14 protein-coding genes are annotated in these 15,308 nt (G+C 46.9%); 13 read left to right on the top strand and 1 reads right to left on the bottom strand.

All coding sequences use genetic code 11. The annotated features are described in order from the left end of the window. Positions 1–82: 82 nt before the first annotated feature. The 7 genes from CB4_RS18435 to CB4_RS18405 all read left to right on the top strand — a co-directional run bounded on the left by CB4_RS18435 (position 83) and on the right by CB4_RS18405 (position 6,639). A complete protein-coding gene (locus CB4_RS18435) occupies positions 83–1,312 on the top strand; it encodes an NADP-dependent malic enzyme (RefSeq protein ID WP_096467198.1) in 1,230 nt (409 codons plus the stop codon). A 79-nt stretch (positions 1,313–1,391) separates the two neighbouring features. Next, positions 1,392–2,063, top strand: a complete 672-nt coding sequence (locus tag CB4_RS18430; RefSeq protein ID WP_096467197.1) for a FadR/GntR family transcriptional regulator — start codon at positions 1,392–1,394, stop codon at positions 2,061–2,063. A gap of 83 nt (positions 2,064–2,146) precedes the next feature. Continuing rightward, entirely contained in the window at positions 2,147–3,028 is an 882-nt protein-coding gene (gene accD / locus CB4_RS18425) for an acetyl-CoA carboxylase, carboxyltransferase subunit beta (RefSeq protein WP_096467196.1), read from the top strand. Next, complete coding sequence (gene accA / locus CB4_RS18420) at positions 3,028–3,993, top strand: acetyl-CoA carboxylase carboxyl transferase subunit alpha (protein WP_096467195.1); 966 nt, start codon at positions 3,028–3,030, stop codon at positions 3,991–3,993. The genes accD and accA overlap by 1 nt, the downstream gene beginning before the upstream one ends. A gap of 18 nt (positions 3,994–4,011) precedes the next feature. Further along, positions 4,012–5,763, top strand: coding sequence for a pyruvate kinase (pyk, locus tag CB4_RS18415; RefSeq protein WP_096467194.1), 1,752 nt, complete (start codon positions 4,012–4,014; stop codon positions 5,761–5,763). Between the two features lie 18 nt (positions 5,764–5,781). Further along, complete coding sequence (locus CB4_RS18410) at positions 5,782–6,216, top strand: acyl-CoA thioesterase (RefSeq protein WP_096467193.1); 435 nt, start codon at positions 5,782–5,784, stop codon at positions 6,214–6,216. An 18-nt stretch (positions 6,217–6,234) separates the two neighbouring features. Continuing rightward, the gene (locus CB4_RS18405) at positions 6,235–6,639 is read left to right on the top strand and encodes an FxsA family protein (protein WP_096467192.1); all 405 of its coding nucleotides are present in this window, start codon (positions 6,235–6,237) and stop codon (positions 6,637–6,639) included. 73 nt (positions 6,640–6,712) lie between these two features. On the opposite strand, the gene ytvI is transcribed toward CB4_RS18405, so the two are convergent. Then, a complete protein-coding gene (ytvI, locus tag CB4_RS18400; RefSeq protein WP_096467191.1) occupies positions 6,713–7,852 on the bottom strand; it encodes a sporulation integral membrane protein YtvI in 1,140 nt (379 codons plus the stop codon). Between the two features lie 274 nt (positions 7,853–8,126). Here ytvI and citZ point away from each other — a divergent pair, with 274 nt between their 5' ends. The 6 genes from citZ to CB4_RS18370 all read left to right on the top strand — a co-directional run bounded on the left by citZ (position 8,127) and on the right by CB4_RS18370 (position 15,191). Then, complete coding sequence (citZ, locus tag CB4_RS18395) at positions 8,127–9,239, top strand: citrate synthase (RefSeq protein WP_096467190.1); 1,113 nt, start codon at positions 8,127–8,129, stop codon at positions 9,237–9,239. Between the two features lie 143 nt (positions 9,240–9,382). After that, on the top strand, positions 9,383–10,657 hold the full coding sequence (gene icd / locus CB4_RS18390; RefSeq protein WP_096467808.1) for an NADP-dependent isocitrate dehydrogenase: 1,275 nt from the start codon (positions 9,383–9,385) through the stop codon (positions 10,655–10,657). Positions 10,658–10,773: 116 nt separating this feature from the next. Further along, positions 10,774–11,712 carry a malate dehydrogenase gene (gene mdh / locus CB4_RS18385; RefSeq protein WP_096467189.1) on the top strand — a complete coding sequence of 313 codons (939 nt, stop codon included), beginning with the start codon at positions 10,774–10,776 and terminating at the stop codon, positions 11,710–11,712. Between the two features lie 116 nt (positions 11,713–11,828). Next, a complete protein-coding gene (locus tag CB4_RS18380) occupies positions 11,829–12,527 on the top strand; it encodes a response regulator transcription factor (protein ID WP_096467188.1) in 699 nt (232 codons plus the stop codon). 1 nt (position 12,528) lies between these two features. Then, positions 12,529–14,307 carry a two-component system histidine kinase PnpS gene (gene pnpS, locus CB4_RS18375; protein WP_096467187.1) on the top strand — a complete coding sequence of 593 codons (1,779 nt, stop codon included), beginning with the start codon at positions 12,529–12,531 and terminating at the stop codon, positions 14,305–14,307. A 56-nt stretch (positions 14,308–14,363) separates the two neighbouring features. Then, positions 14,364–15,191: a prohibitin family protein gene (locus CB4_RS18370; RefSeq protein WP_096467186.1), complete on the top strand. Its 828-nt coding sequence runs from the start codon at positions 14,364–14,366 to the stop codon at positions 15,189–15,191. Positions 15,192–15,308: the final 117 nt, after the last annotated feature.

The raw sequence follows: 15,308 nt of genomic DNA, 5'->3' as shown, positions 1-15,308 counted from the left end.
CTTCTGGTATAATGGGGACATATCAAAAACAAGTGGTCAGACCACTGCTAATCAGGATCGTGTGAGAAGGAGTGTTCAGAAGATGCCAAACATGAGAGAAGAAGCATTGCAGTTGCATATAGAGAATCGTGGGAAAATCCGTGTAGAATCCAAAGTACCGCTTGAGAGCGCATATGATCTGAGCCTTGCATATTCGCCGGGAGTTGCCGAGCCGTGTAAAGATATTTTTGATAATCCGAAAAAAGTATACGATTATACGTCTAAAGGCAACATGGTAGCAGTCGTGTCAGACGGAACAGCCGTGCTCGGTCTCGGCAATATTGGACCAGAAGGCGCACTGCCAGTGATGGAGGGTAAGGCCGTACTGTTTAAATCATTCGCAGGGGTGGATGCGTTCCCGATCTGCTTAAATACGCAGGACCCGGAAGAAATCATTCGGACTGTGAAATATCTCGAGCCGACATTCGGCGGAATTAATCTGGAAGATATTGCAGCTCCGAACTGCTTTGAGATTGAGGAACGTCTGAAAAAAGAACTGAGCATTCCGGTGTTTCATGATGATCAGCATGGGACAGCTATCGTAACAGCAGCCGGTCTTCTCAATGCACTTAAGCTTACTGGCAAGAAGATGGAAGACATCATGGTTGTGGCAAATGGCGCAGGTGCGGCAGGGATTGCCATTATCAAGCTTCTGCTGTCGATGGGCGTCAAAGACGTTATCATGTGTGACTCTAAGGGAGCGATTTATGAAGGGCGTCCGTTCGGTATGAACCCGATCAAGGATAGCATCGCCCGTATTACGAACCATAAACAAGCAGAGGGTACACTTGAGGATGTGATGAAAGGCGCAGACGTATTCATTGGCGTATCAGTAGCTGGTTCGGTTACATCGGAAATGGTAAAGGATATGAATGAGAATCCAATCATTTTTGCGATGGCAAATCCGGTTCCAGAAATTATGCCAGAACTGGCGCGGGAAGCGGGAGCCGCTGTTGTCGGAACGGGTCGTTCTGACTTCCCAAATCAGGTGAACAACGTACTTGCATTTCCGGGCATCTTCCGTGGTGCGCTTGAAGTGAGGGCAACAGACATTAACGAGGCGATGAAGCTGGCTGCTGTCCATGCGATTGCGGAGCTCATCAGTGAAGAAGAGCTGTCAGCGGAATACATCATTCCGTCGCCATTTGATACGCGAGTAGCCCCACGTGTAGCGGCAGCTGTCGCTAAGGCGGCGATCGAGACAGGAGTAGCACAGCAGGAGATTGATCCGAAGCAGTTACAACAAAAAATGCAGGCTGAAAGCACGCGATAAGCAAGCTGGCAGAAGGGGGGATTCTTCCTCCTTTTTGCTGTTTCTGAAATAGGATCATACGGAAGAGGAGGGAAGGCGGATGCCGCTGCTTCCGGAAAAACGCAAAGTTTATCAAGAGATTTTGCTTGAGATTAACCGCATTATTAAAGAGGATGGCATAAAGCCAGGGGATAAGCTTCCATCAGAACGAGAATTGTCTGACCGGCTTGCTGTTGGCCGCTCTTCTGTGCGAGAAGCACTCCGGGCGCTTGAACTGCTCGGGTTGATTACAACACGCAGGGGCGAAGGTACATTTTTGCAGCATTATCGTCATAATAAATTGATTGATCTCATTGGCGCGTATGTATTAAAGGACTTTAAGACAAGAAATGATGTAGTAGAGATGCGCACGATTCTGGAGCTTGATGCGGTGCGGCTGGCCTGCCGGCGGGGAAGTGAGCGTCACTTCCGGGAGATGGATCGAATTATCCAGTCTGCTGAGCAGGCGATGGCGGACGGGCGGATTCCGACAGAGGAAGATTACTTATTCCACCGGACAATCTGCCGCTCCAGTCGTAACTCGGTTCTGCACCGCATCTGGGTGCCGCTTGTCGAATACAGCAAGACTGTGCGAGAGAACTCGCTTTCTCGTGAAGGGCGCGTCGAGGAAGCGCTCGAGGAACATCGGGCGATTCTAGCGGCCATTCGAGCGGGAGATGAGAATCTAGCGGTCATGCATATGGCGCTTCACTTGGAAAACAGCATTCTATAGACGAGGCGGCATATATTTGGTAACAAAGGTGACAGGCTATCAGGCTTCATTCTTCGGGAATGCTATAAGAGAGGTGTTAGGTAATGTTAAAAGATATTTTCTCTAAAAAACGACGCTACGCGACTATACAGACCGGACAAGTAGCGGATGAGATTCATAAGGTCGAGCAGAAAGAAGTGCCGGAAGGGCTAATGGTGAAATGCCCGAAATGCGGTGCCATCATGTACACACGCGAACTTGAAAAAAATCTGAAAGTATGTCAGGCATGTGCCCATCACTTTCCGATGAATGCATTTGAAAGAATTGCGACCATGCTGGATGAAGGGCACTTCTTTGAATATGATGCCGATCTTCTATCAGCGGATCCGCTCGGATTCCCGGATTATGCGGATAAATTGGACAAGGATCGGGAGAAATCGGGTCTGTCTGAAGCCATTCTGACTGGAGAAGGTACAATCAAGGGGTATCCGGTTGTCATCGCTGTTATGGATTCCCGCTTCCGGATGGGGAGCATGGGGTCTGTTGTTGGGGAGAAAATTGCCCGTGCCATCGAACAGGCAATTGAGAAAAAATATCCGTTCCTCCTGTTCTCCGCATCAGGCGGCGCGCGCATGCAGGAAGGCGTTTTGAGCTTGATGCAGATGGCCAAGACAAGTGCAGGACTTGCCAGATTAAGCGCAGAAGGTGGACTGTATATTTCCATCATGACCAATCCGACAACAGGTGGTGTATCCGCAAGCTTCGCATCGCTTGGCGACTACAACTTCGCAGAGCCAGGTGCACTGATTGGATTCGCAGGACGCCGTATCATTGAACAGACGATTCGTCAGGAACTGCCGCCAGATTTCCAGACAGCAGAATTCCTGTTGAAGAAGGGACAGCTTGACCGGATCATCCCACGCAAAGAGATGCGTGATACACTTGGTAAAATTCTCGATATGCATACAGTAAGGAGGACACACTAATGGCTGGAGAACTTCCTTTTGAAAAACCACTCCTCGAGCTGAATGCCAAAATTGAAGAGCTGCGCCGCTTCACCCGTGAGAAAGATATTGATTTAAGCGACGAGATTACGAAACTTGAAGCGCGGGCAAAAACATTGGCGCAGGACATATACGAAGGCCTTACTCCGTGGCAGCGGGTACAGGTGGCACGCCACCCGGAACGTCCGACCACGCTGGATTTTATTAACGCATTATGTACGGATTTTATCGAGTTACATGGAGACCGACTGTATGGGGATGATGCGGCTATTGTTGCCGGCATTGCCAAGTTTAACGGTCGCCCGGTTACCGTAATGGGTCATCAGAAGGGGAAAGATACGAAGGATAATATCGCTCGTAACTTCGGGATGCCACATCCGGAAGGGTATCGCAAGGCACTTCGTCTTATGCAGCAAGCGGATAAATTCGACCGTCCAATTATCTGCTTCATTAACACGACAGGTGCATATCCGGGTATGGCGGCGGAAGAACGTGGTCAGAGTGAAGCGATTGCTCGTAATCTGCGTGAGATGGCGTCATTCGGTGTTCCCATCATCTGCATCGTAACTGGGGAAGGGGGAAGCGGTGGTGCACTTGCGCTTGGCGTGGGTAACCGCTTGTTAATGCTTGAGAACTCCTTTTACTCGGTCATCTCTCCAGAAGGTGCGGCTGCCCTGCTTTGGAAGGATGCATCCCAGGCACAGCGTGCGGCGGAGACGATGAAAATTACGGCCCGTGATTTGCGTGAACTGGGGGTTGTAGATGAGATTGTGCCCGAACCTCTTGGCGGAGCGCACCGTAATCTGGAACAGACTGCATCGGCTCTGCGTGAAGTGATCGCCCGTCATCTTGCAGAACTTGATATAATGAATCGTGAGGAACGAGTAGTGGATCGCTACAACAAATATAAAGCGATAGGACAATATGCTGTAACACAATCTATCTAGGGAGGTCCGAAACAAACCATGCGAAAAACGAAGATCGTCTGCACCATTGGTCCAGCAAGTGAATCGATTGACACCCTGAAAGAATTGATGAAGGCCGGAATGAACGTCGCCCGTCTAAATTTCTCCCATGGCACACATGAAGAGCATGCGGCGCGTATTACAGCGATTCGTCAGGCAGCATCCGAACTCGGCAAAAACATTGCCATTCTACTCGATACAAAAGGCCCGGAAATTCGCACTGGCCTTCTTGATCAGCCATCGGTGGAACTGAAAGAAGGGGAAATGATCGTCCTTACAGCCGAAGAGATTCGTGGCAATGAGAAGCGTGTTTCCATTACGTATGAAGGGCTGCCAAATGATGTGCACCCAGGGTCTACGATTCTTATTGATGACGGTCTTATCGGACTAACAGTTGAAAAAGTAGAAGGACCGGACATTCACTGCCGCATTCTTAATGGCGGTACGCTGAAAGATCGCAAAGGGGTCAATGTGCCAGGTGTACAGATTGGTCTGCCGGGTATTACGGAGAAAGATGCGCAGGATATCGAATTTGGGATTGCACAGAATGTCGACATTATTGCAGCATCATTCGTACGTAAGCCAGAAGATGTGTTGGACATCCGTAAAATTTTGGAACGTCATGGCGCTTCGATTCAAATCATCTCCAAAATTGAAAACCATGAAGGGGTTAAAAATGCGGCAGATATCTTGGCCGTATCGAACGGCCTGATGGTAGCTCGTGGCGATCTTGGTGTTGAGATTCCGGCGGAAGAAGTGCCGCTTGTGCAGAAAGAACTCATCTATACATGCAATCAAGTTGGCAAGCCAGTTATTACAGCGACACAAATGCTTGATTCTATGCAGCGTAATCCGCGCCCGACACGGGCGGAAGCAAGCGATGTGGCGAATGCAATTTTTGATGGAACGGACGCCATTATGCTGTCAGGCGAGACAGCCGCTGGTAAATATCCGGTGGAAGCCGTCCAAACAATGAACCGGATCGCGGAGCGGACCGAAGCTGCACTTGCGTACCACGAAATTCTTCATACGCAATCAAGCCGCAAACAGGTGCTTATTCCAGATGCGCTTAGTCAAGCAGTTGCTAATGTCGCATTTGATCTGGATGCACAGGCGATTATTACGGCAACAGAGAGTGGACATACAGCACGTATGGTATCTAAGTTCCGTCCGAAAGCGCCAATCGTTGCGGTTACACCACATGCTCATGTATGCCGCAAGCTAGCGCTTGTCTGGGGCGTCATCCCGGTGCAATCACAAGCATCCGGTACAACGGATGAAATGCTGGATACATCAGTGAAAACAGCGATGCAAGCCGGTCTGGTGAAGAGTGGGGACCTTGTTATCATTACGGCAGGTGTTCCAGTACGGGAGCCAGGTACGACGAACTTGCTCAAAGTTCACGTTGTTGGTGATGTAACAGCACGCGGACAGGGCATTGGCCGGAAAGCGGCAACGGGACATGTATTGAATGTGAAAGCAAATGCTGAACTTCCACCACTTCCAGAAAGACCATTCATACTTGTTGCCACTAGCACAGACCGTGAGATGATGCCATTGATTGAAAAAGCGAGTGCGCTGATTGTAGAAGAAGGCGGGTTAACGTCACATGCGGCAGTTGTCGGGCTGAATGTTGGCATTCCGGTCGTTGTCGGTGTACATAATGCGGCTGATTTGTTTGCGGATGGCGATGAAGTAACGGTGGATGCGATGACGGGCCATATTTATTCCGGCTTCGCTCGTATTTTGTAAAAGGGACACGGAGAAACCATGACAGAAGAGAATGGAAAATGGTTTGAAACGACGGTTCGTGTGCGGTATGCGGACACAGACCAGATGCAGGTCGTGTATCATTCCAATTATTTGATCTGGTTCGAAGTTGGGCGCACCGAGATGATTCGAGACATCGGGTACGCATATCGCCGCTTCGAAGATCTTGGCTTCATGCTTCCGTTGTCTGAGACAAACTTGAAATACAAAAAAGCAGCTCGCTATGATGAAGAGCTACTGATACGGACACAGGTTGTCAAATGTGAAGGGGTACGACTTGTTTTTGGGTATGAGATTCGCCGCTTGTCTGATCATGAACTGCTCGTAACAGGTGAAACGCACCATATTTGGACGACGACTGAACTTAAGCCGGTTCGAATTGAGAAGAAAATGCCTGAACTATATGAGATCATGAAACGGTATGAACGGGTATAAAAACAAGGAGGAAAACGTATGCTGCGTATTTTGATTGTACTGCTGCTCGTTATTCCGACGCTTGAGATCTGGCTGTTTGTTAAAGCCGGACAAGGAATTGGCTGGATTCCGACGATCCTTTTCTGTATTTTGACCGGAGTCGGAGGGGCATGGCTTGCGCGTCAGCAGGGGCTGCGAGTATTTCGGATGGCGCAAGTGCAGATGAGTCAGGGGCAACTTCCGGGAGATGCGATTCTTGATGGGATCTGTGTTTTTGCCGGGGGACTTTTACTGCTAACGCCTGGATTTCTTACAGATATTTTTGGGTTCTTCCTGCTTTTCCCCGGCACACGTATCATCGCGCGACGACTCCTTAAAAGCTGGTTATATAGGAAAATACAAACAGGTCAGTTTCGGATTTTTAATTTCAATCGCTTTTCATAAATATAAAGAAAAAAGCAGAAAGCTGTCGCTTATCTGCTTTTTTTCTTTTTTACCGTATTAATGTAGACATTTATTATGGTGTAGATGGTGGCTGCCCTTTAATAAATTCCCACGTATCGCGGAACACCCCCGCGTTTTGCAAAGCATTGATGACAACAAGCAGAACAGGACCTGCAATTAATCCGATAAATCCAAACAACTTAAGACCAACAAATAGGGCAATTAGTGTAAGAAGCGGATCGAGTCCAACATTCGTGGCGACAATTTTTGGTTCCATAATCTGGCGCTGAATAATGACGATGGCATATAGAACAGAAAGCCCAATCACTAGTTTATAATCGTGATCAAATACGGAATATGCAATCCATGGCACAAATACAGTGCCCGTCCCAAGATACGGCATTAAATCGACTAATCCAGCCAGAAGACCAATTGATACGGCGTAGCGAACTTGCAGGACGAGCAGGCCGATAATCACGATTACAGCCGTAATCGTGATCAATGTAAGTTGTGCTTTGACAAAACCGATCAGAGCTTTACGCAGATCGTCAGCGACACGGCGTCCTTTAATCGAGTATTCATCAGGAAGAAGAGCGCGAAATTTCCCGGTGATTTTGTCATAATCTTTGCTGATGAAAAACGCTGACATGATCGAGATCACCATAACCGTAGCGGCGTTCGGCAGAGAGGAAAGAATCCCCTGAATACCGGCCAATATTATTTTGGTCAGGTTCGTTCCAGCTGTTGCAAGTCCTGACATAGTACGCCCGATTGTGTCATGAATTTTTTCTTGGTAGCTTGCATCGAGACTGCTGTATAGACTAACAAATCGCTCATACAAGCTGGATTGAATACTTTGGGTGAAGAAGTTTTTCGCATAGGTGGAAAGCTGGTCAATATAGATGGGCAGCATCTCCGTTAGTTTGCCAATCTCGATTACTACTTGTGTAACAAGAAGCGTAGCAATACCGAGAATAATGATTATGACCACAACAAGCAGGGCGGAAATTGCTAGCCAGCGTGGCCAATGGAACCGTTCTTCCAGTGCGTTCACCGGGCGATTGATCATATAGGCGATAATAAACCCGATTAAAAAGGGGTACAGTAACGGTGTAGTAAATACAAGGGCTTTGTAAATCACATACAGACCGACAAGTACAAGGATGAATCGGAGCATCTGGAATATTCTATGATACAAAATTGTGGTGTTCATACAGCCTCCTCCATTATTTGGATTGATTTGTACTTTCTTAATTTTCTTTTTTAGGGTATGATAACTATGGAGAAAAAAGCAAGCTTTCCCCATTGTTACACAATCTTTCACAGTTTGTTAATAAAACATTCACAAATACAGTGAAGTATTCTATAATTATTCTGACTTAAGAAGTATCCTCTTTCTTTATACCCTATGGGGAGCTCTGAAAAAGATGGAGGATATCTTCAGAAGCGTCCAACAGACATATTTGGGATAAAGGAGAGATAATACTATGTCAGCAACTAAAGGTTTAGAAGGCATTGTAGCAGCACAATCTTCCATCAGCTCCATTATTGACGGCGTGTTGACGTACGCAGGAATCAATATTGATGAACTCGCAGAGAACGCTTCATTTGAGGAAGTTGTCTACTTGCTCTGGCACACACGTCTGCCAAAAGCAGATGAACTGGACAACCTTAAGAAAGAACTTGCAGAAAATGCGGAAATCCCGCAAAATATTATCGACATCCTGAAAGCTGCTCCGGAGGGTAACCATCCGATGGCAGTATTGCGCACAGCAATCTCTGCGCTTGCTCTGCACGACACAGAAGCACAGGATATGTCTCGCGAAGCGAATCTTCGTAAGGCAATCCGTCTTCAAGCAAAAGTTGGCACAGTAATTGCTGCATTCAGCCGCATCCGTCAAGGTAAGGAGCCAGTAGCTCCGCGCAAAGATTTCGGCCTCGCGCAAAATTTCTTATATATGCTTAACGGTGAAGAACCGGATCCAATTGCAATTGACGCACTTGATACAGCGCTTGTTCTGCACGCTGACCACGAGCTGAACGCTTCTACATTCGCGGCACGTGTTACAGTAGCAACGCTATCTGATATTTATTCTGGTATCACATCTGCAATCGGCGCACTTAAAGGTCCGCTCCACGGTGGTGCGAACGAAGCGGTTATGGCGATGCTTGAAGAAATCAAAGACCCAGCAAACGTGGAAAGCTATATCCGCGAGAAGCTGGATCAAAAAGTAAAAATTATGGGCTTTGGTCACCGTGTATACAAGGATGGCGACCCACGTGCAAAACACCTGTGCAAAATGTCCGAGAAGCTTACTAAGCTTACAGGACAGCCGCAGTGGTATGAAATGTCTGTAAAGATCCATGAGATGGTAACAGGTGAAAAAGGTCTGAAACCGAACGTAGATTTCTATTCTGCGTCCGTATATCACAGCCTGAACATCCCGCGTGACCTGTTCACACCGATCTTTGCGATCAGCCGTATGTCTGGCTGGACTGCACACATCCTTGAACAGTATGAAAACAACCGCCTGATCCGTCCGCGTGCGGACTATGTAGGTCCGGTGAATGTTAAATATGTACCGGTGAGCGAACGCTAATTTTACCGTTTGCAAACAGGTGAGGGTTTTTTTACCCTCTCCTGTTTCATTTTATAGTCGCTGTTCAGACAAGAGAGCTGTTCGAACGGCGATAAGTACATACTTTGGGAGGGGTAAAGGTGTCCATTTTTGAAAAGTACGAAATGCCGACGCATGGTGAGAAAATCACGGTTGACAGCACAGGTAAGTTGAACGTTCCAAACAATCCGATCGTTCCATTCATTGAAGGTGACGGTACAGGTCCTGATATTTGGAATTCGTCTGTTCGCGTTCTGGATGCTGCTGTAGAGAAAGCGTACAACGGTGAGAAAAAAATCGCTTGGTACGAAGTATTTGCAGGGGAAAAAGCATTCAATACGTATGGTGAATGGCTGCCAAAAGATACGCTGACTGCAATCAATGAATACCTGGTAGCGATCAAAGGACCGTTAACAACTCCGGTTGGCGGCGGTATCCGCTCGATTAACGTAGCACTTCGTCAAGAACTTGACCTGTATGCATGTGTGCGTCCGGTTCAATATTTCGATGGCGTGCCTTCTCCGGTAAAACACCCAGAGCAAACTGATATGGTTATTTTCCGTGAAAATACGGAAGATATTTATGCAGGTATTGAATGGAATGAAGGCAGCGAAGAAGTGAAAAAAGTGATCAGCTTCCTGCAAGACGAAATGGGCGTTAATAAAATCCGCTTCCCGGAAACATCCGGTATCGGCATAAAGCCTGTTTCTAAAGAAGGAACAAGCCGTCTTGTTCGTGCTGCCATCGAGTATGCAGTTGCGAACAAACGTAAGAGCGTAACGCTTGTTCATAAAGGAAATATCATGAAGTTCACAGAAGGTGCTTTCAAAACATGGGGCTACGAGTTGGCAGAAAAAGAATTTGCTGATAAAGTATTTACATGGGCACAATATGATCGTATTGCTGATGAGCAGGGCAAAGATGCTGCGAACAAAGCGCAGGCAGAAGCAGAAGAAGCAGGCAAAATCATCGTAAAAGATGTGATTGCAGATGCATTCCTGCAACAAATTCTGACTCGTCCAGCTGAGTATGATGTAGTAGCTACGCTGAACCTGAACGGTGACTATGTATCCGATGCACTCGCTGCACAGGTTGGCGGTATCGGTATCGCACCGGGCGCTAACATCAACTACGTAACAGGCCGCTCGATCTTCGAAGCAACACATGGTACAGCTCCGAAGTATGCAGGTCTTGATAAAGTAAATCCATCTTCCGTTATTCTTTCTGGCGAAATGATGTTCCGTCACATGGGCTGGACAGAAGCGGCTGATTTGATCATTAACTCCATCGAGAAAACCATTTCTTCGAAGGAAGTTACGTATGACTTCGCACGTCTGATGGACGGCGCTACAGAGCTGAAGTGCTCTGAGTTTGGCGATGCATTGATCAAAAACATGTAATTCATATCCTTACTTTTACATGGGGAAACGCATACCGTTCAGGCATACGTTTCCCCTTTGCTATATGTGTTTTGAATTTGTTCTATATATACCATTCAACCAGGAGGCGAAAAACTATGTCTTTTACACGTAAAAAAATCGCTGTTATTGGTTCAGGTTTCACAGGTGCTACTGCTGCATTCCTTCTTGCACAAAAAGAACTGGGTGATGTTGTTCTCGTTGATATCCCTCAAATGGAAAGCTCTACAAAAGGTAAAGCACTTGATATGGCAGAAGCTGGCCCTGTTCAAGGCTTCGACGCTAGCGTAACAGGTACTGCTAACTATGAGGATATCAAAGATGCTGATATGGTAATCGTAACAGCAGGTATTGCTCGTAAACCAGGTATGAGCCGTGATGACCTTGTGAACACAAACGCAGGCATCATGAAATCTGTAGGTGAGCAAATCAAAAAATACGCTCCGAATTCGACTATCCTCGTACTCTCCAACCCGGTAGATGCGATGACATACACACTGTTCAAAACAACAGGCTTCCCGAAAAACCGTGTAATCGGTCAATCCGGTGTGCTTGACACAGGACGTTTCCGTACATTCGTTGCAATGGAACTCAACGTATCTGTAAAAGACGTAACAGGTTTCGTACTTGGTGGTCATGGCGACACAATGGTTCCGCTTGTACGTTACTCTTATGCTGGCGGCATCCCGCTCGAAACACTTATTCCGAAAGACCGTCTGGATCAAATCGTTGACCGTGCTCGTAACGGTGGTGCTGAGATCGTTAACCTGCTTGGTAACGGTTCTGCTTACTACGCTCCAGCTGCTTCCCTCGTGGAAATGGCAGAAGCAATCATCAAAGACCAGAAACGTATTCTGCCAACAATCGCATACCTTGAAGGCGAATATGGCTACAACGATCTGTACCTTGGCGTACCGACACTGCTCGGCAAAGACGGTATTGAAAAAGTATACGAACTTGACCTTACTGCTGACGAAAAAGCAGCACTTGATAAATCTGCTGACGCAGTTCGCAACGTAATGGCAGTACTGGCGTAAATCTTGCCATATAAAGGGTCTGGGTATTAAACCCGGGCTCTTTTTTCTTGTCCAAAATATTGGTATGATGAGCATGAGAAAGAGCTTGAGAAATTTGAAAACTAAGGGTGTCGAGTGTGAGAAAATTATTAATTGTAGATGATGAGCAGTCGATTTTGACGTTGCTGGAATTCAACTTGCAAAAAGCGGGATTCGAAGTTAGTAAGGCAATGGATGGACTGACAGCGGTTAAAATGGCCAAAATGGAAAATTTTGATCTCATTGTACTGGATGTCATGCTGCCTGGGATGGATGGCATGGAAGTATGTAAGACGCTGCGCATGGAAAAGATCAATACACCAGTCCTTATGCTGACAGCTAAAGATGAAGAATTCGATAAAATTCTGGGGCTTGAGCTCGGTGCAGACGACTATATGACGAAGCCGTTTAGCCCGCGTGAAGTCGTGGCGCGTATTAAGGCCATTTTGCGCCGCAGCCAGCCGCAGGAAAAAGATGTACAGGATGATGCGGGCGAAGAGGGAATTATGCTCGGCCAGCTGCGTATTTATCCGGAAAAATACGAAGTGTTTTTTGGAGACAGACGCCTCGAACTGACACCAAAAGAATTCGAACTGCTGCAATACATGGCTGCTCATCCAGGACGTGTGATGACGCGGGATCAGCTGTTGAATGCGGTCTGGAATTATGATTTTGTCGGAGATTCTCGTATCGTAGACGTACATATCAGTCATCTGCGGGAAAAAATTGAGGAAGACACCAAGCAGCCTAAATACATAAAAACCGTGCGCGGCTTGGGCTATAAGTTAGAGGGCTAACATGCAAAGTTTTCGCATCCGCTTGAACGTTGTTTTTTTATTAATTATTGTATCGCTTTTAGTAACGCTTGGCCTTTATACAGCGAAGCTGGTGCAGTCTATTTATATTGATGTGTTGGAAAAGCACCTCACAACAGAAGTTCACCTAATTGCTGATGATATCGTATATGGTCAGCTGTATAAGAAACCAGATGTGCTGGGCATCAGAATGAAGCAGTTTGCGGAGCAGCTCGGAGCGCGTATTACTGTGCTGGCACAGAACGGAAAAGTACTCTCTGACTCTGATCATTCACCGGCTACACTGCCGAATCACCTGAACCGGCCAGAGATTCGGGAAGCACTTCGAACGGGAACCGGACATGCGATCCGTTATAGTGCAACGATGAATTACGACATGATGTACGTAGCGGTTCCGTTGAAGCAGAACGGGAAGCTTGAAGGGCTTGTTCGCATTGCGATTAAAATTACGAAAGTGCAGGAAACCGTACGCAATCTGTGGTTAAGTCTTACAGGGGTACTCGTACTTGTGCTTCTGCTGTACAGTTTTATTAGTACGCGCATTACGAGAAGTATCACACAGCCAATCGAAGAGATTACCCGTGTAGCCCGTGATATTACACGCAAGCAATTCCGAAGTCGAATTGCCACCCGTGCGAAGGGAGAGATCGGGCAGCTTGCGCAGGCAATCAATTCCATGGCGCTCAGCCTCGAACAGCAGATGTCGGCCATTCAGGAAAACGAGAAGCGGTTAGAAGGCATTCTGAACAACATGGTCAGTGGTGTGATGCTCATTAGTGACACGCGTCGGATTGTGATGATGAATGTCGCAGTCGAGGAAATTCTGGGTCATGATGTCCGGAAATATATCGGGCACTTGCATCAAGAGGTAGGCAAAAATTCCGGACTTAGTATGTTTATTGACCGCTGTTTTGAAACAGGGGGAAAGATGCGAGAAGAAATTCATCTGTATTATCCAGAAGAGCGCATTTTGGATGTTCACCTTGGGGCATATGCCAGTGAAGACGGGCATGTGAAAGGCGTCATTGTGCTTCTTCATGACATTACGTCCATTCGTCGCCTAGAGAAAATGCGCAGTGAATTTGTAGCAAATGTGTCGCATGAACTGCGCACGCCGATTACGTCTATTAAAGGATTTTCGGAGACGCTTCTTGATGGAGCGTTGGAGGACCCGGAGATCAGTCGTACTTTCTTAACGATTATCAATGAAGAAAGCGATCGTTTGAATCGTCTGGTTACAGATATTCTTGATCTGTCCAAAATCGAGCAGAAAAAAATGCCGCTTAAATTTGAAACGGTTGACCTCGTACAACTGGTACATGAGACAGTGCGCCTTGTACGGGAAGAAGCGCGTGCTCGAGATATTACGATTTATCTTCCGCTTTCCATTTCATGTATACTCGATGGAGACCGGGATCGTCTGCAGCAGGTTGTATTGAATCTCGTCAGCAATGCCATTCTGTATACACCGGAGGGCGGAGAAGTGACGATTACAGTAGAAGATGCCGGGGTAAACCAGGTTGAGCTCAAAGTGAGTGATACAGGGATTGGGATTCCGGCTGAGCATTTGACTCGCATTTTTGAGCGCTTCTATCGTGTTGATAAGGCACGCTCACGTGAGTCAGGTGGAACAGGGCTTGGTCTTGCAATCGTCAAGCATCTGGTCGAGTCTCATCATGGCATGATCACTGTAGAGAGCCGTGAAGAAGAAGGGACGGTATTCACTGTACAACTTCCAAAGCGCCAGATTGAACATTCCTGAAACTTTTTCCAGATCCCCACGTATGTATCCATAAGACATAATATAGAGGGGGATGCATGATGAGCAGTAATGTCGTGAAGATGGAGGGACCACCGGGAGTTACAAAAGCAATAAAGTGGGGGATTCCTCTCGTTCTTGTGCTTGGATTGCTCTCGCAGGCATTTACAGTCGTGCAACCGGGCACAAGAGGGATTATTGTTCAGCTCGGAGCGGTACAGGATAAGCTGTTTGAAGAAGGGCTGCATTTTAAAATTCCGTTTGTCCAGGAGATTGTTCCGATGGAAGTGCGGGTGCAAAAAGCCGAAAGCCAGGCATCAGCGGCTTCGAAAGACTTACAGATTGTGACGACTACAATGGCCGTTAACTTCCATATTGACCCGAGTCATGCCAACAAGCTGTACCAAAATGTTGGGCTTGATTTTAAAAGTCGGATTGTTGATCCGGCAATCGGGGAAGCGCTGAAGGCAGTTACAGCTCGCTACACGGCTGAACAGCTCATCTCTAAGCGTTCTGAAGTAAGCCAGCAGGTAAAAGAACTTCTTGCAAAGAAACTGGCTACGTATCATATGGTACTCGATGAAATTAATATTACTGAATTTAAGTTTAGCGATGAATTCAATAAAGCGATCGAACAGAAGCAGATTGCTGAACAACAGGCACTGAAATCAAATCTTGATCTTAACCGCATTAAGATTGAAAAAGAGCAGACGATTACACAGGCAGAAGCAGCGGCTGCTGCCCTGCGCTTGCAGAAGCAGGAAGTGACGCCAGAGCTTGTAAAGCTGCGTGAGATCGAAGCACAATTAAAAGCCATCGAGAAATGGGACGGCAAGCTACCAAGCACAACAGGCGGTGCTGTACCGTTTGTGAATGTAACGAAATAGGAAACATGAGAAAGAGCGATCTCCAAACGTCTACGATGACGAGTGAGATCGCTTTTTTTGAATCCAAGCGTGGTCGATTCAACAAAAAGTGTATGGTATGATAACACCATACATACT

Source organism: Aneurinibacillus soli, assembly GCF_002355375.1.
In the GTDB taxonomy this organism is placed as follows: Bacteria; Bacillota; Bacilli; order Aneurinibacillales; family Aneurinibacillaceae; genus Aneurinibacillus; species Aneurinibacillus soli.
This window is presented reverse-complemented; position numbering and strand designations above follow the sequence as displayed.

Coding starts and splice junctions, on each gene's coding strand:
- CB4_RS18435 (WP_096467198.1), top strand. CDS start 83: ATGCCAAACATGAGAGAAGAAGCATTGCAGTTGCATATAGAGAATCGT.
- CB4_RS18430 (WP_096467197.1), top strand. CDS start 1,392: ATGCCGCTGCTTCCGGAAAAACGCAAAGTTTATCAAGAGATTTTGCTT.
- accD (WP_096467196.1), top strand. CDS start 2,147: ATGTTAAAAGATATTTTCTCTAAAAAACGACGCTACGCGACTATACAG.
- accA (WP_096467195.1), top strand. CDS start 3,028: ATGGCTGGAGAACTTCCTTTTGAAAAACCACTCCTCGAGCTGAATGCC.
- pyk (WP_096467194.1), top strand. CDS start 4,012: ATGCGAAAAACGAAGATCGTCTGCACCATTGGTCCAGCAAGTGAATCG.
- CB4_RS18410 (WP_096467193.1), top strand. CDS start 5,782: ATGACAGAAGAGAATGGAAAATGGTTTGAAACGACGGTTCGTGTGCGG.
- CB4_RS18405 (WP_096467192.1), top strand. CDS start 6,235: ATGCTGCGTATTTTGATTGTACTGCTGCTCGTTATTCCGACGCTTGAG.
- ytvI (WP_096467191.1), bottom strand. CDS start 7,852: ATGAACACCACAATTTTGTATCATAGAATATTCCAGATGCTCCGATTC.
- citZ (WP_096467190.1), top strand. CDS start 8,127: ATGTCAGCAACTAAAGGTTTAGAAGGCATTGTAGCAGCACAATCTTCC.
- icd (WP_096467808.1), top strand. CDS start 9,383: ATGCCGACGCATGGTGAGAAAATCACGGTTGACAGCACAGGTAAGTTG.
- mdh (WP_096467189.1), top strand. CDS start 10,774: ATGTCTTTTACACGTAAAAAAATCGCTGTTATTGGTTCAGGTTTCACA.
- pnpS (WP_096467187.1), top strand. CDS start 12,529: ATGCAAAGTTTTCGCATCCGCTTGAACGTTGTTTTTTTATTAATTATT.
- CB4_RS18370 (WP_096467186.1), top strand. CDS start 14,364: ATGATGAGCAGTAATGTCGTGAAGATGGAGGGACCACCGGGAGTTACA.